This is a genomic window from Achromobacter pestifer (assembly GCF_013267355.1).
Taxonomy (GTDB): Bacteria; Pseudomonadota; Gammaproteobacteria; order Burkholderiales; family Burkholderiaceae_B; genus Achromobacter; species Achromobacter pestifer_A.
The window spans coordinates 1,778,701-1,801,546 of the sequence record NZ_CP053985.1; the positions used below are offsets into that span (position 1 = coordinate 1,778,701).

A 22,846-nucleotide genomic window follows, 5' to 3' on the forward strand; every position below is an offset into this window, starting at 1 on the left:
TATCTGCTGCCACCTTTAAACATGCGCGCATCCAACTACCACATCAACACCCTCAAAGAAGCCCCTTCCGAAGCCGAAGTCGCCAGCCACCAGCTGATGACCCGGGCCGGGATGATCCGCAAGCTCGCGGGCGGCATCTACACCTACATGCCCCTGGGGCTGAAAGTCATCCGCAAGGTCGAAGCCATCGTGCGCGACGAGATGAACGCCGCGGGCGCGATCGAGCTGCTGATGCCGGTGGTCCAGCCGGCCGAGCTCTGGCAGGAGTCCGGCCGCTGGGAGCAATACGGCGCCGAGCTGCTGCGCATCAAGGACCGGCACCAGCGCGATTTCGTGCTGCAGCCCACGTCCGAGGAAGTCATCACGGACATCGCGCGCAACGAAATCCACAGCTATCGTCAGCTGCCGGTGAACTTCTATCACATCCAGACCAAGTTCCGGGACGAGCGCCGTCCGCGCTTCGGCCTGATGCGCGGACGCGAATTCACCATGAAGGACGCCTATTCCTTCGACCGCGACGAAGCCGGCGCGCAGGCCAGCTACGACACCATGTTCAACGCCTACATGCGCATTTTCGGCCGCCTGGGCCTGGGATTCCGCGCCGTGGCCGCTGACACGGGCTCGATCGGCGGCACTCGCAGCCATGAATTCCAGGTGATCGCCGACACCGGCGAAGACCTGCTCGTCTACAACGCCGAATCCGACTACGCCGCCAACATCGAGCTGGCCGAGGCCGTGGCCCTGTACGCCACCCGCGCCGAACCCGCCCAGGCCATGGCCGAAGTGCCCACGCCGGGCGCGGCCAAGTGCGAGGACGTGGCCCGCCTGCTGGGCCTGCCGCTGGAACGCACGATCAAGTCCATCGTGCTGGCCACCGACGGCGAGAAAGGCGCCGACATCTGGCTGCTGCTGCTGCGCGGCGACCACGAACTCAACGAAATCAAGGCTGGCAAGCTGCCCGGCCTGGCGGGCTTCCGTTTCGCCACGGAGACCGAGATCGTCGAAGCCTTCGGCTGCAAGCCCGGCTATCTGGGCCCGGTCAAGACCGTCCGACCCGTGCACGTCATCGCCGACCGCACCGTGGCCAACATGGCCGATTTCGTCTGCGGCGCGAACAAGGAAGACTTCCACATCCAGGGCGTGAACTGGGGCCGCGACCTGCCCGAGCCCGAACTGGTGGCGGACCTGCGCAACGTGGTCGCTGGCGACCCCTCGCCGGACGGCAAGGGCACCCTGTCGATCCAGCGCGGCATCGAAGTGGGCCATGTCTTCTACCTGGGCAAGAAGTACTCCGAAGCCCTCAAGGCCACCTTCCTGGACGAGACCGGCAAGCCCGCCGTCCTGGAAATGGGCTGCTACGGCATCGGCGTGACCCGCATCGTGGGCGCGGCCATCGAGCAGAACCACGACGCCCGCGGCATCATCTGGCCGCGTGCGATCGCCCCCTTCGAGGTGGTAATCTGCCCGGTCGGCTGGGGCAAAAGTGAAACTGTGCGTGACACCGCGCTGAAGCTCTACGAATCCCTGCTGGCGCGCGGCGTGGACGTCATCCTGGATGACCGCGATGCCCGTCCGGGCGTGATGTTTGCTGAATGGGAGCTGATCGGCGCGCCCTTGCGTGTAACAGTTGGAGAACGTGGCTTGAACGATGGTGTGGTGGAATTGCAGGCCCGTCGGGAAACCGAAGCGGCCAAGATTCCGGTAGAGTCCGCGCTTGAAGCCGTGCTGACGAAACTCGACACGCTGTAAACCTTATAGTAACTACGGACTTTTCGCGTCCCGACTGCCCTTTCCTATCCATCGTGACCGATCCGAAGTCCGCCGAATCCGTCCTGCAGGTCCGTGTCTACTACGAAGACACGGATGCAGGCGGAGTGGTTTTCTACGCCAACTACTTGAAATTCCTGGAGCGCGCACGCACCGAGTGGCTGCGCGACCTGGGGGTCAACCAGTCCAATCTGGCGCTCAGCGAGCAACGTCTATTCGTTGTCCGCTCCCTGGACATGTCTTACCGCAAGCCGGCCAGGCTGGACGATTTGCTTACCATACGCAGCCGAGTCACACGACTGGGCCGCGCTTCGATACACTTCGCGCAACGCGCGGAACGCGACGGGGAACTGCTTGCCGAAGGCAACATCCAAGTCTGCTGCGTCGATGCCATTCACATGCGGCCGGCGGAGTTGCCGGCTGACGTTCGCGCCAAACTGGAATTCATTCAGGAATAACCATGCAAGTCACCAACGACATGTCGTTGCTTTCGCTGATTTCGCACGCCAGCGTGCCGGTCCAGCTGATCATGCTGATGCTGTTGGGCATTTCGATCATGTCCTGGACCTACATCTTCGCCAAACGGCTGGCGATCAAGCGGGCCCATGCCCAGACCCGCCGCTTCGAAGACGATTTCTGGTCGGGCGGCGACCTGTCCATGCTGCAGCAGGCCGTGGCCTCGCGCCGCGATGAGCAAGGCGCGCTGGCCCGCATCTTCGATGCCGGCATGACCGAATTCCTGAAGGCCCGACGCGGCAACGCCTCCGGCGATGCCACCGCCCTGCTGGACGGCCCCCGCCGCGCCATGCGCGCCGCCTATCAGCGCGAGATGGATTCGCTGGAATCGCACCTGAACTTCCTGGCCTCGGCCGGTTCCGTGTCCCCTTACATCGGCCTGCTGGGTACGGTCTGGGGGATCATGCACGCCTTCATCGGCCTGTCGAACATGCAGCAGGCCACGCTGGCCTCGGTGGCTCCCGGTATCGCGGAAGCGCTGATCGCCACCGCCATCGGCCTGTTCGCGGCAATTCCGGCCGTGGTCGCCTACAACCGCTTCACGAACGACATCGATCGCATCTCGATCCGTTTCGACAGCTTCGTCGATGAATTCCTGAACATTCTGCAACGGCAGGTGCGCTAATGCCCTCGGTAAGCTCACGCGGCAGGTCCGGCCGCCGCATGAAGGCCGACATCAACGTGGTGCCGTACATCGACGTGATGCTGGTGCTGCTGGTCATCTTCATGGTGACCGCTCCCCTCATCACGCCCGGCCTGATCCAGCTGCCCTCGGTCGGCGCGGCCTCGGACGTGCCGGTCAAGCCGCTGGAAGTCCAGATTTCGGAAGACGGCAAGATCGCCCTGCGCATGCGCGAACCCGGCGCCACCATGCAGGACATCGCGCGCCCCGAGCTGGTGGCGCAGGTGCGTTCGCGCATTACCGCGGAAACCCCGGTGGTCATCGCCGCCGACGGCAAGGTGCCCTACGAAACGGTCGTGAAGGTCATGGATGAACTTCGCACCAGCGGCATCACCCGCCTGGGCCTGCTGGTGGACCAGTCCGCCGGCGCTTCCCAGCCCGCACCCGCGAAAAAACGCTAACGCGACGCCTTCCGCCGGCGCCGCCGGCATGCAACGCTCATGACGCCACCCATAATCCGACACCGCAGCGGCCCCCCGGCCACCCCGCCCAACCACGACAACCGGAAGGCGATGATCCTGGCCGTGGCCGTGCACGTGCTGCTGCTGATCGTCTTGATCTTTGGCGTGAACTGGCGCTCCGAGAGCCCCGGCCCCGTGCAGGTGCAACTCTGGGCAGACGGCAACTCGCCCGACTCCCCGCCGCCCACGCCGCAACCCGAACCCCCTAAGCCGCAGCCCAAGCCGGAACCGAAGCCGGAGCCTGAAAAGGCGCCCGAGCCTCCCCCGCCGCCGCCCCCCAAGCCCGAGCCCGAGCCCCAAGCCCAGCCCAAGACCGAGGAAGTCGACCCCGAGATCGCGCTGCAGGAAGCCAAGAAGAAGCGCGAGCAAGAGGAAAAGGCGCGCCAGGCCGCCGAAGCCGCCAAGGAAAAGGCGCGCCTCGACGAAGAGCGCAAGCAGGCCGAGCTGAAGGAAAAGAAGCGCCTGGAGCAGGAACGCCAGGCCGCTGAAAAGGCTGCCGCCGAAAAGGCCGCCGAGAAAGCCGCCGCCGACAAGGCTGCCGCCGAGAAGAAGGCCAAGGACGACGCCGCCAAGAAGGCCGCGGCGGAAAAGGCTGCTGCCGAAAAGGCCGCTGCCGACAAGGCTGCGGAGGAAAAGGCTGAAAAGGCGGCCGCCGAGAAGGCGGCCGCCGAGAAAAAAGCCGCGGCCGAGAAGAAGGCCAAGGAAGAAGCCGCCAAGAAGGCCGCCGCCGACAAGGCGCTGAAGGATGCCTTCCGCAACGACGCCCTGGGCGCCGCCGGCATTCCCGGCGGCACGGCCGACCGCAACCAGGCGGGCGGCGGACGCGACAGCGGCTATGGCGCCAAGGTCCGCGCCTGCGTGCAACCCGGGGTGGCTTATCCGCCCCCGGCCCGCAACGGATCGGAAAATCCCACGGCACAATACCGGGTACAGTTAGGTTCCGACGGGAAGGTCAATGGCGTCACCTTGACCAGTTCTTCGGGCAATGTCGGCTTCGACCGCGCGGTCGAGACGGGCATCCGCCGTTGCAACCCCTTCCCGAAGCCCTCGACGGGCCGCTACGAACCCATTATTGACGTTGTGTACAGAATGTATGATTGACAGGAGATTGATGAATATGACTCCCGCTTATAGCCGACGAGTACCCCCCCTCGCTCTCTGGCGATCGTATGGACTCGGGCTGCTGATGCTGACCCTGGCCTGCCTGATGGCCATCAAGCCCGCCCATGCGCAGCTGCGCGTCGATATTTCCGGTACCGGCGCCACCCAATACCCCGTGGCCATCGCCGATTTCGCCGTCGACGACACCCATGGCCGCGCCCTGGCCGAAGTCATCCGCGCCGACCTGACCCGCACGGGCCAGTTCCGCCTGATCAACGCCGCCGGTTCCGGCCTGAACGTGGACTCTCCCATCGCCCATGACGACTGGCGCGGCAAGGGCGCCGACTTCATCGCCTACGGCAGCATCACGCGCGGCGCCGACGGCCGCTACGACGTCCGCTACCGCCTGGCCGACACGGTCAAGAAGGGCCAGCTGGACGGTGTGGCGTTCTCGGGCACGGAGCAGGAACTGCGCCGCGTGGCGCACCAGATCGCCGACCGCATTTACGAGAAGATCACCGGCGTTAAGGGCGTCTTCTCGACCCGTATCGCGTACGTGCTGAAGAAGGGCGCCACCTACGAACTGCAGGTGGCGGACGCCGACGGGCAGAACCCGCAGGTCGCCTTGCGTTCGCGCGAGCCCATCATTTCGCCGTCCTGGTCGCCCGATGGCTCCAAGCTCGCCTATGTGAGCTTCGAATCCGGCAAACCTGTCGTCTACGTGCACAATCTGGCGACCAGCGCCCGTTCGCCTGTCGCCAACTTCAAGGGCAACAACAGCGCACCCGGTTGGTCGCCCGATGGCAGCAAGCTGGCGGTGGCTCTGACCCGTGACGGTTTGTCGCAAATTTACATCGTTGGCGCGACCGACGGCTCGAATCCGACCCGAGTTACGCGTTCTCCCGGGATTGACACCGAACCGAGCTTTACGCCAGACGGTGCTTCCATTATCTTTACGAGTGACCGCAGCGGCGGGCCGCAGATCTACCAGACCGGCTCGAGTGGTGGCGAAGCACGCCGCCTCACGTTTAATGGTGGTTACAACATATCACCCCGAATTTCCCCCGATGGATCGACGCTACTGTACGTTGCAAGACGCGACGGCGCGTTTCGAATCGCATCGTTGAACCTGTCCTCAGGCTCCGAGACCTTGTTGACTGATGGTCGTGACGATCAGTCCCCGAGTTTTGCGCCGAATGGAATGCAAGTCCTTTACGCCGCCATCCAAAATGGCCGTAGCGTGCTTGCTGGTGTCTCGAGCGATGGCCGCGTACGGCAGACGCTTTCGGTACTGAATGGGGAAATACGTGAACCGACTTGGGGCCCATTTACCCGATAACACGTGTGACTCTCTTTGCAAAGGAACTATCATGAAGTCGCGCATTGCCAAAAGCCTAACCATCGCCGCTCTGGCTGCCGCCCTGGCAGCTTGCAGCTCCGTCCCTCTCGACGATAAAGCGGGTCAGGGTGGAGGCGCTGGCCAAGGATCCTCGGCCTCTGGCCAGATCCTTGATCCCTTCAACCCCCAAAGCATCCTGGCGCAACAGCGCTCGGTGTACTTTGACTTCGACAGCTACACGGTGTCGGACCAGTACCGCAGCTTGGTCGAAACCCACGCCAAGTACCTGGCCTCGCATCAGCAGCAGACCATCAAGATCGAAGGCAACACCGACGAACGCGGCGGCGCTGAATACAACCTGGCCCTGGGCCAGCGCCGTGCCGACGCTGTGCGCCGCATGATGACCCTGCTGGGCGTCAGCGACAACCAGATCGAAACCATCAGCTTCGGTAAAGAAAAGCCGAAGTCGACGGGCACGTCGGAAGCCGACTTTGCGGAAAACCGCCGCGCCGATATCGTTTATCGCCGCTAAGCTTTTTCGTATAGTCTAGAGCCCTACCACGCGTCGGGACGGTCAACCGGCCGTCCCGACGTTTGCTTTTATACCCGGGAATTTTCATGCGCGATAACGTTCTGTCCCTGCGTCCTCTGATTGCGGCCACCGGCTTGGTGCTTGCGACCCTTGCGGCGCCCGCCCACGCTTTTTCCGACGATGAAGCCCGCCGGGCCATCCTGGATTTGCGCCAACAGGTGCAGCAGCAGAACGAACAAAGCCAGCGCGCCAAGCTGCAGTTGGCCGACCAGATCCAGGCCTTGCAGCAGGAAGTGGCCCAACTGCGCGACCAGCTCGAACTGGTGTCGCGCCAGCAGCCCTCGGCCAAGCCGGGCGGCGCGGCGGGCAGCGCCAATCCTCCGGGAGCCTCCGCCGGCGATCCCCAGGAACAGGCCGCCTATGACGGCGCGATCGATCTGTTCCGCAAGGGCCAATACAAGGAAGCGTCCGAATCGCTGGCTGCGTTCACTGCCCTGTATCCCGCCAGCCAGCTCGCGCCCAGCGCCCAGTTCTACCTGGGCAGCAGCCGCTACGCGCTGAAGGATTTCAAGGGCGCCATCGAGCAGCTGAACGCCATGGTGCAGAAGGCCCCGGACAACGCGCGCGCGCCGGATGCCTTGCTGGTCATCGCCGGCAGCCAGATCGAAATGAACAACCGCGCCGGCGCCAAGACCACGCTGCAGCGCATCGTCCGCGACTACCCGACCACGCCGGCAGCCAGCACGGCCAAGAGCCGCCTGCAGCTGCTGCAGTAATGCCGCCTGCCGCAAGCGCGGTTGCCGCTTACCGGCACATCCTGCGCCGCCGGGCAGGGCTTATCGCCCTGCTGCTGGCGGCGCTTTTCATTGCGCTGCTGGCCGACTTCACGGTGGGTCCCTCGGGCCTACCCTGGGGCGAGCTGTGGCGCACGCTCACCCATCCTGCCTCGGCCGATCCGACCACCCGCGTGATCGTGTGGGACATCCGCCTGCCCTCCGCGCTGATGGCCGCGCTGGTCGGCATGGCGCTGGGGATGGCGGGCGCGGAAATGCAGACCATCCTGAACAACCCCTTGGCCAGCCCGTTCACGCTGGGGGTGTCGTCCGCCGCGGCCTTTGGCGCCTCGCTGGCCATCGTGCTGCAGCTAGGCGTGCCCGGCGTCCCCGCCGGCTGGCTGGTGGCGGGCAACGCCTTCCTGTTCGCGCTGCTGGCGGCGCTGATGCTGGACGCCGTGACGCGCTGGGGCGGCATGAATACCTCGGGCGTGGTGCTGTTCGGCATCGCCATGCTGTTCACCTTCAATGCGCTGGTGTCGCTGGTGCAGTTCATGGCCAGCGCCGAGGCGCTGCAGAACCTGGTGTTCTGGACCATGGGCAGCCTGTCGCGCTCCAGCTGGACCACGGTCGGCGTGCTGGCGGCGGCCTTTGCCGTGGCGCTGCCGCTGGCCATGCGCCAATCCTGGAAACTGACCGCGCTGCGGCTGGGCGAGGACCGCGCCGCGAGCTTCGGCGTGGATGTGCGCCGCGTGCGCGTCGCGGCGCTGGCCCGGGTCAGTCTGCTGTCGGCGCTGGCGGTGGCCTTTGTCGGCACCATAGGCTTTATCGGCCTGGTCGCGCCGCACATTGCGCGGCGGCTGTTTGGCGAGGACCATCGATTCTTCCTGCCGGGCAGCGCGCTGGTTGGCGCGGTAATCCTGTCGCTGGCGTCGATCGCCTCGAAGAACCTCATGCCGGGCGTGATCGTGCCGGTGGGCATCGTGACCGCGCTGGTCGGCATCCCCTTCTTTGCGTCGGTCGTGCTGCGCCGGCAGATGCCATGATCGAGTCCCACCCCGCACCCGCACTCGCGCTTGCCGTGCGCGGCCTGACGGCCGGCTACGGGCGTACGGACGTGCTGCACGGGCTGTCGATACCCGAACTGCCCGCCGGCCAGCTGACCGCCCTGCTCGGCCCCAACGGCAGCGGCAAGTCCACGCTCCTCAAAGCCTTGGCCGGCCTGGTCCGCGTGCGCGCCGGCGGCGTCCAGCTGGACGGTCAGGACTTGATCCGCCAGAGCTTCGGCGAACGCGCCCGCCACGTGGTCTACCTGCCCCAGGGCCTGCCCGCGGCCGTGCACTTGCGCGTATTCGAATCCGTGCTGGTGGCGGCCAAGGCCGGCGACGGTCTGGGCACGCCGGTGGACATGCAGGCCATAGACCGGTTGCTGGAACGGCTGGGCATTGCCCACCTGGCGTTGCAATACCTGGACTCGCTATCCGGCGGACAGAAGCAGCTGGTCGGACTGGCGCAGGCGCTGATCCGGCATCCGCGCGTGCTGCTACTGGATGAGCCCCTGTCGGCGCTGGACCTGAACTATCAGTTCCACGTCATGCGGCTGCTGCGGCAGGAAACCAGGGAACACGGCCTGATCAGCATCATCGTGCTGCACGACCTGAACGTGGCGCTACAGCATGCCGACCGGGCGGTCATGATCCATGATGGCCGGCTGCATGCCGCAGGCCTGCCGGGAGACGTGATCACGCCGGCCTCGCTGGCCGCCGTGTACGGGGTAGAAGGCCGCGTGGAGACTTGCTCGCGCGGCTTGCGGCAGGTGCTGATCGACGGGCTGGAAGCGCATCCGCACTGATTGCGGCAGGCCGTTGGCTAACGGACCAGGCGCGCCCCGCACGCCGAAGCCGACCCTGCCCCGGGATTCAGGCGCGCAACGCCACGTCCACGACCGGCGCGCCGGTCATGTCCGCCAGCTGCCGCGGGGTCAGGTTGAACACCGCATGCGGATGCCCGGCTGCAGCCCACAGGCTGTCGTAGTTGAAGAGATCCGCGTCCAGCAGCATCACCGGCTTGACCGCATGGCCGATGGGGCACACGCCGCCGATCGCATAGCCGGTCATGTCGCGCACGAACTTCGCGTCCGCCTTGGCCAGCCCGCCCACCTGCGAGGCCACCTTGGCCTCGTCCACGCGGTTCGCGCCGCTGGCGATGACCAGCACCGGGGCGTTATCCGAAGCGCGCCGGAAGATGATGGACTTGGCGATCTGCGCGACCTCGCAGCCTAGCCCCGCCGCCGCTTCCGCCGAGGTCTTGCCGGTTTGCGGCAGGACGACCACGGGCTTGTCATGCCCCAATTCCAGCAGCAGGCGCGCGACGCGCTGGGCGGATTCGGGCAAGGCGGCAAGAGACTCTGGGGACATCAGGGCGGCTCCATTGAAATGGGAAATCGGCGCGGGCAGCGCGCCAGCGCATCGGAAAACGAGTTTATCAGCGCCGGAGCGCCGCGCCAGCGGGCTAGAATGCGCTCCTGGCTTTCCCATACGACACCCATGCGTTCCGAACCCGTCCTGCCCCTGCAAACCGCCTTGGTCGGCGGCTACGCCCTGTCCTACACCGAGTACGGCAGCGGCACGCCCCTGGTGCTGGTGCATGGCTCTCTGTCCGACTGCCGCTACTGGAAGTCGCAGATGGCGCCGCTGGGCAAGTCGTTCCGCGTGCTGGCGGTCTGCCTGCGCCGCTACTGGCCGGAGACCTGGGACGGCGAAGGCGACGGCTTTTCGATCGAGCAGCATGCCAGCGACGTGCTGGAATTCATCGATACCGTGGCGGGCGAGCCGGCCCATCTGGTGGGCCATTCCCGCGGCGGCCGCGTGGCGCTGGAAGCGGCGCTGCAGCAGCCCAGCGCGCTGCGCAGCCTGACTCTGGCCGATCCGGGCCTGCCGCTGCCTGGCGACGACGACCTGCGCGGCGGCTTTCGCCAGCGTGCGCTGGCGCTCATCCGCGACGGTGAGATCGAAGACGGCCTGGCGTTGTTCGTCGATACCGTGACCGGCCCCGACACCTGGCAACGCATGGTGCCGTGGTTCAAGGAGATGGTGCGCGACAACGTCGGCACGCTATTCGGGCAGGCCGAGGAAAAGCCCGAGGCGCTGACGCCCGCGCAGATCGGCACGCTGAAACTGCCGACCCTGCTGATCGGCGGCGCCCTCAGCCCCGCGCCCTATCCGGCCGTGCTGGACGCCCTGTCGCAATGGCTGCCGCAAGCGCAACGCGTGACCATCACCGGATCGTCGCACGGCATGAACCTGGGCAATCCGCGCGCCTTCAACGGCGCCATCGAGGCATTCATCAACGGCTGACACCGGCGCTGCCCGGCCGCGGCACGCCTCAGGGCTCGACCGAAGGCGTGTGCTTCAAACGCCGCAACACGAAGGTGGAACGGCTGTGCCGCACGCCGCGCAGCTTGTACAGCCGCTTGCGCAGGAATTCCTCGTAGCCTTCGGTGCCCGCCACCGCCACCTTGATCAGATAGTCGTATTCGCCCGTCACGAGAAAGGCCTCGACCACTTCCGGCAACCGCGTGATCTCTTCGCCGAAGCGCGCCAGCGTATCGTCGTCGTGATGCTCCAGCGTCACCTCGATCATGACGGTGTCCGGCAGGCCCAGCGCCTTCTGGTTCAAAAGGGCCGCATAGCCCTCGATCACGCCCGCCTCTTCCAGCGCCTTGACCCGGTTCCAGCATGGCGTGGGCGACAGGCCTACCTGCTCGGCCAGCTTCAGGTTGGTGAGGCGTCCGTCCGCGCGCAACGCGCGCAGGATCTTGCGGTCGGTTTCGTCGATTTTTGGAGGCGTGGACATGGCTGGCGCAGAACGAAGAGAATATCTCTGAAAAATCGAATTCTACTAGACAGATATTTTCCAGATTCCGCGCATATGGCGTGAATCAGGAAACCTATTTTGCTTTCCTGCCCGTAGACTTTCCAGCAAGACGGTCACCTATCCCGGCCGTCCGATTTCGGCGTCCCCGCTGCGGCACAACCCGGCACGGACGCCGGCAGTATCAACGCAGCACGCCGCGCGCCGATCCGCGCGGCAGGAAACCATGTCTCTCGCAGCAGCAGCACCCGCAAGAACCGGCCTGGGCCTTTCCGGCACAGCCATGCTTTTCGCCGCTCCGGCGCTCTTCGCCTCCAACATGGTGGCGGCCCGCTGGGCCCATGACGCCACCCTCCCCCCTGTTTTCCTGGCCTTCGGCCGCTGGCTGATCGCCCTGTTGATCCTGCTGCCGCTGGCCGCGCCCGCCCTGCGCGCGCATCGCAGGACGCTATGGCGCGCCCTGCCCTCGCTGGCGCCGCTGGCGGTGCTGGGCATGGGCGTGGCCGTGGCGCCGCAATACATCGGCGCCCAGAACACCAGCGCGACCAATATCGCGTTGATCTTTTCATGCAGCCCCATCCTGGTGGCGCTGCTGGAAGCCATCATCTGGCGCAAGCCGCTGTCCGCCCTGCGCGGCGCGGGCCTGGTGTTGGCGCTGGGCGGCGTGCTGGTGGTGCTGGCGCGCGGCGACGCGCAGACGCTGGCCCGCCTGGATTTTGGCCAGGGCGACCTCTGGGTGTTGCTGGCCGCCACCGGCTGGGCCTTCTACACCGTGCTGCAAAAGCGCTTGAGCCTGCCCGCAGTGCCGGACAGCGCCCGGCTGGCGACCCTGATGCTGGGTGGCGTGCTGGCGCTGGCGCCGTTTGCCGCCATCGAGGCCGCGGCCGGCGCCACGCCGCCCTGGGGCGATCCGCGCCTGGCCGCGGTGCTGCTGTTCCTGGCGGTAGTGCCCAGCCTGGGCGCGTACTACGTATACGGCCGCCTGATCAGCCAGGCCGGCCCGGCCACGGCGGGACTGTCGATGTTCCTGGTGCCGGTCTATGCCGCGCTGCTGGCCTGGCCGCTGCTGGGCGAGGCCCCGCAGCTGTTCCATGCCTACGGCTTCGTGATGATCCTGCTGGGCGTGAAGCTGGCCTCGTCGCGCATGCGCGCGGCGGCGGCCACGGCCGCCGCCCCCGCCTGAGACGGGCTCAGCGGCCCGAGCCCTGGGCCGCCATCACTTCCTGCGCCACCTGGCGCGGCGCCTCGGCATAGTGCTTGAATTCCATGCTGTAGGTCGCGCGCCCCTGCGTCAGCGAACGCAGCGAAGTGGAATAGCCGAACATCTCTGCCAGCGGCACCTCGGCCTTTACCAGCTTGCCGCTGCCCCCGGCCATGTCCTCCATGCCCTGCACCATGCCGCGCCGCGAGGACAAATCGCCCATCACGTTGCCGGTGAAGTCCTCGGGCGTTTCCACCTCCACGTGCATCATGGGCTCCAGCAGCACCGGATCCGCGCGCCGCATGCCTTCCTTGAAGGCCATCGAGCCCGCCATCTTGAAGGCGTTCTCGTTCGAGTCCACGTCGTGGTACGAGCCGAAGAACAGCGTCGCCTTCACGTCCACCACGGGATAGCCTGCCAGTATGCCGGCGTTCAGCGCTTCGCGTATGCCCTTGTCGACGGCCGGAATGAATTCGCGCGGCACCACGCCACCCTTGATGGCGTCGACGAATTCATAGCCCTTGCCGGGCTCCTGCGGCTCCAGCTTGAGCACCACATGGCCGTACTGGCCGCGCCCGCCCGATTGCTTGACGAACTTGCCTTCGACCTCGTTGCAGGTCTTGCGGATAGTCTCGCGATACGCGACCTGGGGCTTGCCCACGGTGGCTTCGACGCCGAACTCACGCTTCATGCGGTCGACCAGGATTTCCAGGTGCAGCTCGCCCATGCCGGAAATGATGGTCTGCCCGGATTCCTCGTCCGTGCGCACGCGGAAGGACGGATCCTCCTGCGCCAGGCGACCCAGCGCGATGCCCATTTTTTCCTGGTCGGCCTTGGTCTTGGGCTCCACGGCCTGGGAAATGACGGGCTCCGGAAACACCATGCGTTCCAGGATGATGATGTGGGCCGGATCGGTCAGCGTGTCGCCGGTGGTGACGTCCTTGATGCCCACCGCCGCCGCGATGTCGCCCGCGTAAACCTCGGTGATCTCGCGCCGTTCGTTGGCGTGCATCTGCAGGATGCGGCCCAGCCTTTCCTTCTTTTCCTTGATGGGGTTGAAGACGGAGTCGCCCGACTTCACCACGCCGGAATAGACGCGGAAGAACACCAGTTGGCCGACAAACGGATCCGTCATGATTTTGAAGGCCAAGGCCGAGAACGGTTCGTTATCGGTGGGATGGCGTTCGATATCGCGGTCGCGCTGGTCGTGGCCCTTGATCGCGGGCACGTCCACCGGCGAGGGCATATAGTCGATGACCGCGTCCAGCATGGCCTGCACGCCCTTGTTCTTGAATGCGCTGCCACAGAGCATGGGCACGATTTCGTTGGCGACCGTGCGCATGCGCAGGCCCTGCTTGATTTCGTCCTCGGTCAGCGGTTCGCCGGACAGGTATTTTTCCAGCAGGGTCTCGTTGGCTTCGGCGGCCTTCTCCACCATCTTGTCATGCCATTCCTGGGCCTGGGCCTGCATCGCGGCGGGAATGTCGCGGTACTCGAAGCGCACGCCCTGGCTGGCCTCGTCCCAGATGATGGCCTTCATCTTGACCAGGTCGATCACGCCTTCGAAATGGTCCTCGGCGCCCACCGGCAGCTGGATGGGCACGGCGTCGCCCTTCAGGCGTTCGGCGATCTGGCGCTGCACGCGCAGGAAGTCCGCGCCAACGCGGTCCATCTTGTTGACGAAGGCCAGGCGCGGCACCTTGTACTTGTTGGCCTGGCGCCAGACGGTTTCGGACTGCGGCTGCACACCGCCCACGGCGTCGTAGACCATGACCGCGCCATCCAGCACGCGCATGGAACGCTCGACCTCGATGGTGAAGTCGACGTGGCCCGGCGTGTCGATGATGTTGATGCGGTGTTCGGGATAATTGCCCGCCATGCCCTTCCAGAAGGCGGTGGTGGCGGCCGACGTGATGGTGATGCCGCGCTCCTGCTCCTGCTCCATCCAGTCCATCACGGCGGCGCCATCGTGCACCTCGCCGATCTTGTGGGTGATGCCGGTATAGAAGAGGATGCGCTCGGTGGTCGTCGTTTTGCCCGCGTCGATATGGGCGCTGATGCCGATATTGCGGTATAGCTCGATACGCGTCTTGCGAGTCATGGCCTCTTCCCTTGCAGTGAACTACCGGGCGAAGACGGCAAGCCCGACCGGGCCTTGCCGCGGCGGGCGCCATGCCGCGTAGGGTGCTTGAGAATGGCGAAATCGCGCCCGCACTGATTCACAAATATTACGCGCCGCGCGGCAAGAAACAAGCCTAGTCCCTGCACGGGCCAAGGATAAAAAAAGCCCCTCCGACGGGAGGGGCTCGTTTGCCATGCACCAGCCCGGGGCGAGCCTTTGGGGCTGCCCGCGGCGGCATATCAGTGCAGGCTACTTCTTTTCTTCCTTGACGCGGTACACCAGCACGGCGGTGCTGGCCAGCGACAGGACCTTGGCGGTGACGCTGCCCAGCAGCAGGCGCGACAGGCCGCTGCGGCCGTGGCTGCCGATGAAGATCAGGTCGCAGCCGGCGTCGGCGGCGGCTTGCACGATGCCGTCGGCCACGTTGAAGTTCGACACGGCGCGCGACTCGGACTTCACGCCGGCGGTGTCGGCGCGGTCGGTGATCTGCTTGAGGTATTTGTCGGCCTGCTCGGCCGAGGCCTTTTCGTAGTCTTCGTCGGTAATGGCGTAAGCGGCGGCCATGCCGTCGAAGCCGATCGTGGCCGCGAAAGGCTGGGTCACGTAGAGCGCGACGACTTCAGCGCCCACGGAGCGCGCGAAGCAAATACCGGCATTGGCGGCTTGGGCCGAGAGCGGAGAACCGTCGGTGGGAATCAGGATCTTCTTGAACATCTTGCCTGCTCCTGTTTGTGAGGTACCCCCATGCTACCGGAAACGCGCCAGGTTCACATCAACGAACCCGGCGCGCCTTGACGCGCGTCAAGCGCGCGCTCAGCCCAGCTGCTGGGCGGCGGCGTACAGGTTGGTGCAACGCGTGCCGGTGCGGCAGTAGGCCAGGACCGGGCCCGGCAGGGTGCGCAGCAGTTCGGCGAAGCGCACCACGTCGGCGGCGGTCATGGCGCTGCCGACCACGGGCTGGTACTCGATTTGCAGGCCGGCGGCCAGCGCGGCCTTGGACACGTCCGCGGCGGTGGGCTGGTCCGGGCCGCCCTCGAAATCGGGACGGTTGATGATGACGCTCTTGTAGCCGGCGGCGGCGACGTCCGCCATGTCGTCCGGGCCGAGCTGGGGCGCGACGGCGAAATTCTGGGTCAGGGGCTTGATGGGTGCGGACATGGCGTTTCCTTCAATGGCTTCAACGGGATAGCTCTCTATTATTAATTGCTGGCAGCGTTTTGCGCGAAGATTTTTTCCAGATCGGTCCAGACGCCGCGGTGATCGACGATGGTGACCGAAAAGCGCAGCATGGTCGAAGGCGCCTGGGACGGCGAAAACAGCGTGCCCGGCGCCAACAGCATGCCGTGGTCGGCCGCCACCCGCGCCAGCGCCTCGGTATCGCGGCCGTAATCGGCCCACACGAACATGCCGGCGTGCGGCTCGTGGTGCACGGTCAATCCCAGTTTCAACAGGCCTTTCAGGCAGCGCTGGCGGGCATCGTCCACCCGCAAGCGCACGCGCTCGATGTGGCGGCGGTACTGCCCTTCCATCAGCACGCGGTGGATGACCCGCTCGCCCAGTTCGGGCGAGGTCAGGCCGGCCAGCATTTTCAGGTCGGCGAGTTTCTGCAGGATCTCGGGATTCGCGGCCAGATAGCCCACCCGCAGGCTGGCCGCCAGCATCTTGGAATAGCCGCCCACCAGGATCACCCGCTTCAGGCGGTCCAGCGCGGCCAGTTTCATGGCGCCGCCCGGATGCAGTTCGCCGTAGGTGTCGTCCTCGACCACCAGGAAATCATGGCGTTCGGCGATGCGCAGGATGTCGTAGGCGGCGCCGGCCGACAGGGTGTGGCCGGTGGGATTGTGCACCGAACCGTTGATGATGAAGAGCTTGGGTTTGTGCTGGGCCGCCAGTTGCTCCAGCAGCGCCGTGTCGGGGCCGTCCGGGCCGCGCGGCACGCCGATCAGGCGCGCGCCGAAGGCGGCCAGCCGGCCGAAAATGACGAACCAGGCCGGGTCTTCGACCAGGACGGTGTCGCCCGGCTTGACCAGGTGCCGCGCGATCAGGTCCAGCCCGTGCGTGACGCCGTTGGTCATGAGCAGGTTGTGTTCCGGATGCGCCGGTACGCCCTCGTTCTGTAGAAAGGCGGCGATCTGCTGGCGCAGCGGCGCGAACCCCTGGGGATGCCCATAGCTGACCAGATGGCCGCGCACCGAGCGCCCTACGGCGCGCACCGCACCGGCCACCATTTCGGGATCCAGCCAGTCCGCCGGCAGCAGCCCCGCCCCGCCCGGCATGCCCGAAGGATTGGTATCGCGGAACATGCTGCGCAGCAGCCAGGCGACGTCGATCCGGGCGGGTGGCGCCAGGGACGCGGGCGCCGCGCTGGCAACCGCGGCCAATTGGCCGCTGCGCGCCCGCACGAAGAACCCCGCGCCGCGGCGCGACTGCACCAGGCCGCGCGCCACCAGCCGGTCATAGGCCTCGACCACGGTGAAACGGCTGACGCCCGACTGTTCCGCCATCTTGCGAATCGACGGCAGGCGGGTGCCGGGCCGCAGGCCCTGTTCATCAATGCGGCGCGCCAGCCCATCGGCCAGTTGCGCCACCAGGGTGGCGTCGGCCTGGCGCACGGGTTGCCAGGGCATGGAGGAAGAAGCGGCGGCTGCAACTGTCATGGGGATTTCACCAGGCCAGTAAGTAAAGTGATATGCAAAAGTGTACCGGTACTGTACCGATGACTATGCGTAGAGTGACAGCAATGCCGAAAACCCGCAATAGCGGGCGGGCGCGATGCCCGCGGCGTTCCCGAACCTTGGTGCCGTGATGACCCGTCCCGCTTTCTATCCGACCGCCCAGAGCACGCCCGCTACGCTCTGGGAGGGCTACGGCTATGGTTTTCTGGGGGTGCTGGTCTTTTCCCTGACGCTGCCCATGACCCGCCTGGCGGTCGGCGAACTGGCGCCGCTACTGGTGGGATTGGGCCGCGCGCTGCTGGCGGCCGTACCGGCCATCGCCGTGCTCTGGCTGACGCGCGCCCGCAGGCCGAACCGCGAGGAGTGGCCCGGCGTGATCCTGGCCGCGCTGGGCATCGTGGTGGGCTGGCCGCTGGCCTCGTCGCTCGCCATGCAGACCGTGCCCGCCGCGCAAGGCGCGGTGTTCAATGGGCTGCTGCCGCTGTCGACCGCGGCCTTTGCCGCGCTGCGCAGCGGCGAACGCCCTTCTCCCGCGTTCTGGACCTGGGCCGTGCTGGGCGCCGCCCTGGTCACGGCCTATGCCCTGGGCCAGGGCAACGGCGCGCTGCAGCCCGGCTATCTCTGGCTGCTGCTGGCGGTGGTGCTGGGCGGCATGGGCTATGCCGAAGGCGCACGCGCCTCGCGCACGCTGGGTGGCGGGCGCACCATCTGCTGGGCCCTGGTGATCAGCGCGCCCGTGGTGGCGGCGCCCGTCGGCTGGATGGCGGCGCAGCAGGCCAGTTGGCCCACCGCCTCGGTGATCTACGCCTGCGCCTATCTGGCGCTCGGATCGATGTTCCTGGGCTTTTTTGCCTGGTATCGCGGCCTGGCCGTGGGCGGCATCGCCCGGGTCGGCCAGGTGCAGTTGCTGCAACCGTTCCTGACGGTGGTGGCGGCCGCAATGCTGTTTGGCGAATCCGTGGAGCCGGCGACCTACCTCTTCGCCGCTGCCGTGATCGCCGTTATCGCCGGCGGACGCCGCGCCATCGTCAGGACCCAAAAATGAATCTGCTTCCTTCCAACTTGGCCGACGTGCCGCTGATGTCGCTGTCCTTGCTGGGCCCGCTGGCCATGTTCGCGCTGGTCAGTTCGATTACGCCCGGCCCGAACAATGTGATGCTGGCCTCGTCCGGCCTGAACTTCGGCTTCCGCCGCAGCGTGCCGCATCTGCTGGGCGTGAACCTGGGCTTCACCTTCATGATCTTCCTGGTGGGCGTCGGACTGGGTTCGGTATTCCAGCAGGTTCCGCAGCTATACACCGTGCTGAAGTACGCTGGCGCGGCCTATCTGCTGTATCTGGCCTGGAAGATCGCGAATTCGGGCGAAATCGACGACGGCGAAGCGCGCGGCAAGCCCTTTACCTTTCTGCAGGCCGCCGCCTTCCAGTGGGTCAACCCCAAGGCCTGGGTCATGGCGGTGGGCGTGATCGCGACCTACACGCCACAGAACGGCTTCTTCGCCAACCTGGTCATCGCCACCATCGTCTGCGGCATCGTCAACCTGCCCAGCATCGGCATCTGGGTGACCTTCGGCACCGCGCTGCGCCGCGTGCTGCACAAGCCCTGGGCGATCCGCGCCTTCAATGTGGGCATGGCGCTACTGCTGGTGGCGTCGCTGTATCCAGTGGCGCTGGAAATGCTGCACTGACGCGGCCGTCAGGCCAGCAATCCGACGACCACGGCGGGTGTGACCAGCACGTTGAACAAGCCCGCCATCACCATCACCAGGCCCGCGACGGCGCCCTCATCGGCTGCCAGTTCGCGGGCCTTGGCCGTTCCGGCGCCGTGCGCCCCCATGCCGAACAGCGCGCCGCGCGCCAGCGCCGAGCGCAGCGGCAGCCAGCGCCGCATCAGCTGGCCGATGGCCGCGCCGAACACGCCCGTGACGATCACGAACACCGCCGTCAGGTCCGGCACGCCGCCCACGTGCGACGACACGGCCACCGCGAACGGCGTGGCCACCGAGCGCGGCAGCAGGCTCAGGCGCAGATCCGGCGACAGGCCCAGCAGGCTGCCCAGCATCCAGGCGCTGGCGCCCGCGATCAGGCTGCCTACCGCCACGCCCGCCACCAGCACCGGCCAGTAACGGCGGATCAGCGCGCGCTGTTCGTACAAGGGCAGCGCGAAGGCCACGATGACCGGCCCCAGCATCGCCATCAGCCAGTGCGAACCCGCCATGTAGTCGCGGTAACCCGTGTGCAGCGCAAGCGCCAACGCCAGCAGCAGCGCGGGCGCCACCACCAGGGTCGAGGTGCACCAGTAGGCGTAGCGCCGGTAGAACAGCCGCGCGCAGACATAGGCCAGCACGGTCGCCGCGGGCCAGAACCACAGGTTGAAATCAGCCGGCATGGCGATTCATCCAGCGGTAGCAAAGATCGATGGTCAGGGCCGTGCCCATCATCACCAGGGCCGTGCCCAGGAGGATGACGGCCAGCAGTTTCAAGCCCAGCACACCGAGGAATTCGCGGTGATCCAGCAGCGACATGACGGCGGGGACAAAGAACAACAGCATCTCGCCCAGCAGCCAACTGGCGCCGCGATGCACGTTGCGCACGCGCAGGCGGCGCGTGGCCAGCAGTAGCAGCACCAGCGCCATGCCAACGACGCCGCCCGGCACGGGCAGGCCCAGCCATTGGGCCAGCGCCTGGCCCAGCAGGGAGAACAGGACCAGCAGGCAGATTTGCAGCACGCGGCTGCGGCGCAGCTTGCTGCGTAGAAGAATGGCGAGGCGTGGGCGAGACATGGGACGAGGTTCCTGCGGCAAGTAGATGTTTTACGCCCGCGCGCCCCATAGATAAAATGAATTCCTTGAATTCAACCCATTCCAAATAGGCATAACCATGGAACTGCGCCCACTGCGCGCCTTGGTCGAAGTGGTCCGCCAGGGCGGTTTCTCCCAGGCGGCCAAGGCCGTCTACGCCACCCAGCCCACCGTGAGCAAGGCGGTGCGCCAGCTGGAAGACGAGCTGGGCATGCCCTTGCTGGACCGCCACGCCCAGCCGCCGCGGCTGACCGCCGCCGGCGAGATCGTCTACCGCCGCGCCGTGGCCATGCTGGCGCAGCGCGACGATCTGTACGCCGAACTCGACGAACTGAAAGGGCTCAAGCGCGGCGTGCTGCGGCTGGGCCTGCCGCCGCTGGGCAGCAGCACCTTGTTCGCGCCGATGTTCGCGCGCTTTCGCAGCCGCTATCCGCAGGTGGAGATCAGCCTGGTGGAACACGGCAGCCGCCGCCTGGAAGAAATGGTGATGGCCGGCGAGATCGAGCTGGCGGGCTCGCTCAGACCGGTGCCCGACATCTTCGACTGGCAGCCGGTGGCGCGCGAGCCGCTGGTGGCGCTGATGCCCGCCGACCACCCCAAGGCGGGCGCCGCAACGGTTGGGCTGAGCGACCTGCGGGACTCGCCCTTCATCCTGTTCGAGACGGGCTTTGCCCTGAACCGCATCATCCAGGACGCCTGCCAGCGGGCCGGCTTTGCCCCTGCCATTGCGGCGCGCAGCGGCCAGATCGATTTCATCGTGGCGCTGGTGGCCGCCGGCCTGGGCGTGGCCTTCCTGCCGCGCCTGAAGGCCCGCGAAGAGCTGCACGCTGGCGTGGCGCGCGTGCCATTGCTCGATGCCGGCACGGACTGGGAAATGGTGCTGGTCTGGCGCCGCGGCGGCTACCTGTCGCACGCCGCCCAGGCCTGGCTGGCCTTGACCCGGGAAGTCCATCCCGAAGTATGCTGATGCCGGAACCCAGCCGCTCCGCCCGGGTCAGATATTCCATGCCAGCCCTCGCCCGCCTATCCCCCCGCCGCCTGTTCGCCGTTGCCCTCTTGGCCGGCGCCAGCGTCGTCGGCTGCACCCAGCTCGATTCCTGGCAGCGGCAGACCATCTTCTCTCCCCAATCCGAACCGCAGACCTGGTGGCGCGAACCGGCCGCCGGGACCCAGGTCTACGACCTGACACTGGCCGGCGGCGACAAGGTGCGCGCCTGGTACTGGCAAAGCCCCAAAGCCGGCGCGCCCACCGTGCTGTACCTGCATGGCGCGCGCTGGAACCTGAATGGCAGCGCCTTCCGCATCGACGGCTGGACGCGCATGGGCTATTCCGTGCTGGCCATCGACTACCGCGGCTTCGGCGCCTCGACCCCGCGCCTGCCGTCCGAGGACAGCGCGCTGGAAGACGCGATGGCCGGGCTTGCGGAACTGGCCCGCATCCAGCCCGATCCGTCGCGCCGCTTCATCTACGGCCACAGCCTGGGCGGCGCGATCGCGATCGACCTGGCCGCGCGCCCGGAACAGCCGCAGTTCGCCGGCCTGATCGTGGAGTCCAGTTTCACCAGCATCGGCGCGATGCTGGCCACGCTGCGCTGGGGCAAGGTGCCGGGCGCCAGCCTGCTCGTCACACAGCCATTCGCCTCGGTGGAAAAACTGGCGCGCATGCGCACGCCCATGCTCTTCATGCACGGCACCGCCGACCGCGTGGTGCCGCACACCATGAGCGACGAGCTCTACGCCGCCGCCAGCAACGTCGCGCCCGAACTCAAGCGCCTGGTCAAGATCGAAGGCGCCTCGCACTCCGGCGCCTTTCGCAGCGGCGCGCAGTACGAGACCGCGGTGAAGGCCTTCATGCAGGACGCGAGCCGCGCCTATCCGCGCAAGGCCGGCTGACAACCAGAGTCCGCCCAACGGTCTCCGAGCCCGCGCTCGCCGACCGTCCCTCCTCCTGTCTGCTCATCGGGAAATCCCGATCCGGGAAACTCCCAAATCAAAATATCTTCTAAATATATTTATCAGATATTAGACTTTGCTCCTGCTCGCCGCTCCGCCATTGAAGCGACGGCATCTTGAGGAGAAGCCAGTTGAGTAACGTGCATTGGCAGGGCGTCTTCCCTGCCGTAACGAGTAAGTTCCATGCCGACGAGACCCTCGACTTCGAGGCGATGCGCAAGCACTTCGGCTTCCTGATCGACAACGGCGTACACGGCCTGGTCACCTGCGGCTCGCTGGGCGAAGCCAGCACCCTGACCCTGGAAGAAAAGCTGGAAGTGACGCGTTGCGCCGTGGAAGTCAGCGCGGGACGCATTCCGGTCCTGGCCAACGTGTCCGAAACCAGCACCCGCGAAGCGCTGCGCTTCATCAAGGCCGCGGTGGAACTGGGCGTGGACGGGTTCATGCTGATGCCCTCGCTGATCTACGTGGCGGACGCGCGCGAAGCCATGCAGAGCATCCGCACCATGGCCGAGGCGGCGCAGAAACCCTGCATGATCTACAACAACCCCGTCGCCTACCGCGTGGATCTCAAGACCGAGCACATGGCCGAACTGGCCGACTGCAAGTGGCTGGTCGCCATCAAGGAAAGCAGCGACGACGTGCGCCGCCTGACCGACCTGCGCAACGCGCTGGGCACGCGCTATCAACTGTTCATCGGCGTGGACGACCTGTCGTTCGAAGCGCTGGCGCTGGGCGCGGACGGCCTGCTGGCCGGGCTGGTCACCGCCTTCCCGCGCGAAACCGTGGCCCTGTATGACCTGATGAAGGCCGGCAAGTGGCAGGAAGCGCTGGCGCTGTACCAATGGTTCACGCCGCTCCTGCACCTGGATGTGTCGACCAAGCTGGTGCAGAACATCAAGCTGGCCGAGACCCTGGTTGGCGTGGGCAATGAGCACGTGCGCCGTCCGCGCCTGCCGCTGGTGGGCGCCGAGCGCGAACGCTGCGCCGCCATCATCCAGGCCTCGCTGGCCAAGCGCCCCGCGCAGTACCAGTCGAAGTAAGGCCGGGCT

25 protein-coding genes are annotated in these 22,846 nt (G+C 66.5%); 17 read left to right on the top strand and 8 right to left on the bottom strand.

Features of this window, described 5'->3' with window-relative positions:
• Nucleotides 1–21 precede the first annotated feature (21 nt).
• The 10 genes from FOC84_RS08650 (at nt 22) to FOC84_RS08695 (ending at nt 9,023) form a co-directional block, all read left to right on the top strand.
• A complete protein-coding gene (locus FOC84_RS08650; RefSeq protein WP_173144058.1) occupies nt 22–1,749 on the top strand; it encodes a proline--tRNA ligase in 1,728 nt (575 codons plus the stop codon).
• Between the two features lie 53 nt (nt 1,750–1,802).
• A complete protein-coding gene (ybgC, locus tag FOC84_RS08655) occupies nt 1,803–2,225 on the top strand; it encodes a tol-pal system-associated acyl-CoA thioesterase (RefSeq protein WP_173144059.1) in 423 nt (140 codons plus the stop codon).
• Nucleotides 2,226–2,227: 2 nt separating this feature from the next.
• On the top strand, nt 2,228–2,908 hold the full coding sequence (gene tolQ, locus FOC84_RS08660; RefSeq protein WP_054458511.1) for a protein TolQ: 681 nt from the start codon (nt 2,228–2,230) through the stop codon (nt 2,906–2,908).
• The gene (gene tolR / locus FOC84_RS08665) at nt 2,908–3,366 is read left to right on the top strand and encodes a protein TolR (RefSeq protein ID WP_059373013.1); all 459 of its coding nucleotides are present in this window, start codon (nt 2,908–2,910) and stop codon (nt 3,364–3,366) included. Before tolQ ends, tolR begins: the two co-directional genes overlap by 1 nt.
• 39 nt (nt 3,367–3,405) lie before the next feature.
• Nucleotides 3,406–4,527, top strand: a complete 1,122-nt coding sequence (tolA, locus tag FOC84_RS08670) for a cell envelope integrity protein TolA (protein ID WP_173144060.1) — start codon at nt 3,406–3,408, stop codon at nt 4,525–4,527.
• A gap of 16 nt (nt 4,528–4,543) precedes the next feature.
• Nucleotides 4,544–5,866, top strand: a complete 1,323-nt coding sequence (gene tolB / locus FOC84_RS08675) for a Tol-Pal system beta propeller repeat protein TolB (RefSeq protein WP_173150022.1) — start codon at nt 4,544–4,546, stop codon at nt 5,864–5,866.
• Nucleotides 5,867–5,897: 31 nt separating this feature from the next.
• Nucleotides 5,898–6,398, top strand: coding sequence for a peptidoglycan-associated lipoprotein Pal (gene pal, locus FOC84_RS08680; protein ID WP_013391490.1), 501 nt, complete (start codon nt 5,898–5,900; stop codon nt 6,396–6,398).
• Nucleotides 6,399–6,484: 86 nt separating this feature from the next.
• Nucleotides 6,485–7,174, top strand: coding sequence for a tol-pal system protein YbgF (gene ybgF / locus FOC84_RS08685; RefSeq protein ID WP_173144061.1), 690 nt, complete (start codon nt 6,485–6,487; stop codon nt 7,172–7,174).
• On the top strand, nt 7,174–8,217 hold the full coding sequence (locus FOC84_RS08690) for a FecCD family ABC transporter permease (RefSeq protein ID WP_173144062.1): 1,044 nt from the start codon (nt 7,174–7,176) through the stop codon (nt 8,215–8,217). Before ybgF ends, FOC84_RS08690 begins: the two co-directional genes overlap by 1 nt.
• Nucleotides 8,214–9,023 (top strand): ABC transporter ATP-binding protein, encoded by an 810-nt coding sequence (locus tag FOC84_RS08695; RefSeq protein ID WP_173144063.1) that lies wholly within the window; start codon nt 8,214–8,216, stop codon nt 9,021–9,023. The genes FOC84_RS08690 and FOC84_RS08695 overlap by 4 nt, the downstream gene beginning before the upstream one ends.
• A 67-nt stretch (nt 9,024–9,090) precedes the next feature.
• On the opposite strand, the gene FOC84_RS08700 is transcribed toward FOC84_RS08695, so the two are convergent.
• Nucleotides 9,091–9,588 carry a YbaK/EbsC family protein gene (locus FOC84_RS08700; protein WP_173144064.1) on the bottom strand — a complete coding sequence of 166 codons (498 nt, stop codon included), beginning with the start codon at nt 9,586–9,588 and terminating at the stop codon, nt 9,091–9,093.
• A 129-nt stretch (nt 9,589–9,717) separates the two neighbouring features.
• Between FOC84_RS08700 and FOC84_RS08705 the strand changes: the two genes are divergently transcribed.
• On the top strand, nt 9,718–10,527 hold the full coding sequence (locus FOC84_RS08705) for an alpha/beta fold hydrolase (protein ID WP_173144065.1): 810 nt from the start codon (nt 9,718–9,720) through the stop codon (nt 10,525–10,527).
• Nucleotides 10,528–10,555: 28 nt separating this feature from the next.
• Here FOC84_RS08705 and FOC84_RS08710 read toward each other — a convergent pair whose 3' ends face one another.
• Nucleotides 10,556–11,026 carry an Lrp/AsnC family transcriptional regulator gene (locus FOC84_RS08710; protein ID WP_088138347.1) on the bottom strand — a complete coding sequence of 157 codons (471 nt, stop codon included), beginning with the start codon at nt 11,024–11,026 and terminating at the stop codon, nt 10,556–10,558.
• A 301-nt stretch (nt 11,027–11,327) separates the two neighbouring features.
• Here FOC84_RS08710 and FOC84_RS08715 point away from each other — a divergent pair, with 301 nt between their 5' ends.
• Complete coding sequence (locus FOC84_RS08715) at nt 11,328–12,227, top strand: DMT family transporter (RefSeq protein ID WP_173144066.1); 900 nt, start codon at nt 11,328–11,330, stop codon at nt 12,225–12,227.
• A gap of 7 nt (nt 12,228–12,234) precedes the next feature.
• Here the strand turns inward: FOC84_RS08715 and fusA are convergent, their stop codons facing one another.
• From fusA to FOC84_RS08735, 4 genes are all read right to left on the bottom strand, one after another.
• On the bottom strand, nt 12,235–14,346 hold the full coding sequence (gene fusA / locus FOC84_RS08720; RefSeq protein WP_173144067.1) for an elongation factor G: 2,112 nt from the start codon (nt 14,344–14,346) through the stop codon (nt 12,235–12,237).
• A gap of 270 nt (nt 14,347–14,616) precedes the next feature.
• A complete protein-coding gene (locus FOC84_RS08725) occupies nt 14,617–15,081 on the bottom strand; it encodes a universal stress protein (protein ID WP_013391481.1) in 465 nt (154 codons plus the stop codon).
• A gap of 99 nt (nt 15,082–15,180) precedes the next feature.
• Nucleotides 15,181–15,525, bottom strand: a complete 345-nt coding sequence (locus FOC84_RS08730) for a TIGR01244 family sulfur transferase (protein WP_173144068.1) — start codon at nt 15,523–15,525, stop codon at nt 15,181–15,183.
• Nucleotides 15,526–15,566: 41 nt separating this feature from the next.
• Nucleotides 15,567–17,024, bottom strand: a complete 1,458-nt coding sequence (locus FOC84_RS08735) for a PLP-dependent aminotransferase family protein (protein WP_254241937.1) — start codon at nt 17,022–17,024, stop codon at nt 15,567–15,569.
• A gap of 148 nt (nt 17,025–17,172) precedes the next feature.
• Between FOC84_RS08735 and FOC84_RS08740 the strand changes: the two genes are divergently transcribed.
• Nucleotides 17,173–18,087, top strand: coding sequence for a DMT family transporter (locus tag FOC84_RS08740; protein WP_173144069.1), 915 nt, complete (start codon nt 17,173–17,175; stop codon nt 18,085–18,087).
• Nucleotides 18,084–18,728, top strand: coding sequence for a LysE family translocator (locus FOC84_RS08745; protein ID WP_173144070.1), 645 nt, complete (start codon nt 18,084–18,086; stop codon nt 18,726–18,728). The genes FOC84_RS08740 and FOC84_RS08745 overlap by 4 nt, the downstream gene beginning before the upstream one ends.
• An 8-nt stretch (nt 18,729–18,736) precedes the next feature.
• Here FOC84_RS08745 and FOC84_RS08750 read toward each other — a convergent pair whose 3' ends face one another.
• Nucleotides 18,737–19,429: an LrgB family protein gene (locus tag FOC84_RS08750; RefSeq protein ID WP_173144071.1), complete on the bottom strand. Its 693-nt coding sequence runs from the start codon at nt 19,427–19,429 to the stop codon at nt 18,737–18,739.
• Nucleotides 19,419–19,823: a CidA/LrgA family protein gene (locus tag FOC84_RS08755; protein WP_173144072.1), complete on the bottom strand. Its 405-nt coding sequence runs from the start codon at nt 19,821–19,823 to the stop codon at nt 19,419–19,421. Before FOC84_RS08755 ends, FOC84_RS08750 begins: the two co-directional genes overlap by 11 nt.
• Nucleotides 19,824–19,920: 97 nt before the next feature.
• Between FOC84_RS08755 and FOC84_RS08760 the strand changes: the two genes are divergently transcribed.
• From FOC84_RS08760 to FOC84_RS08770, 3 genes are all read left to right on the top strand, one after another.
• Nucleotides 19,921–20,808: a LysR family transcriptional regulator gene (locus tag FOC84_RS08760; protein ID WP_173144073.1), complete on the top strand. Its 888-nt coding sequence runs from the start codon at nt 19,921–19,923 to the stop codon at nt 20,806–20,808.
• 38 nt (nt 20,809–20,846) lie between these two features.
• Nucleotides 20,847–21,734: an alpha/beta hydrolase gene (locus tag FOC84_RS08765; RefSeq protein WP_173144074.1), complete on the top strand. Its 888-nt coding sequence runs from the start codon at nt 20,847–20,849 to the stop codon at nt 21,732–21,734.
• 191 nt (nt 21,735–21,925) lie between these two features.
• Nucleotides 21,926–22,837: a dihydrodipicolinate synthase family protein gene (locus FOC84_RS08770; RefSeq protein WP_173144075.1), complete on the top strand. Its 912-nt coding sequence runs from the start codon at nt 21,926–21,928 to the stop codon at nt 22,835–22,837.
• Nucleotides 22,838–22,846 lie beyond the last annotated feature (9 nt).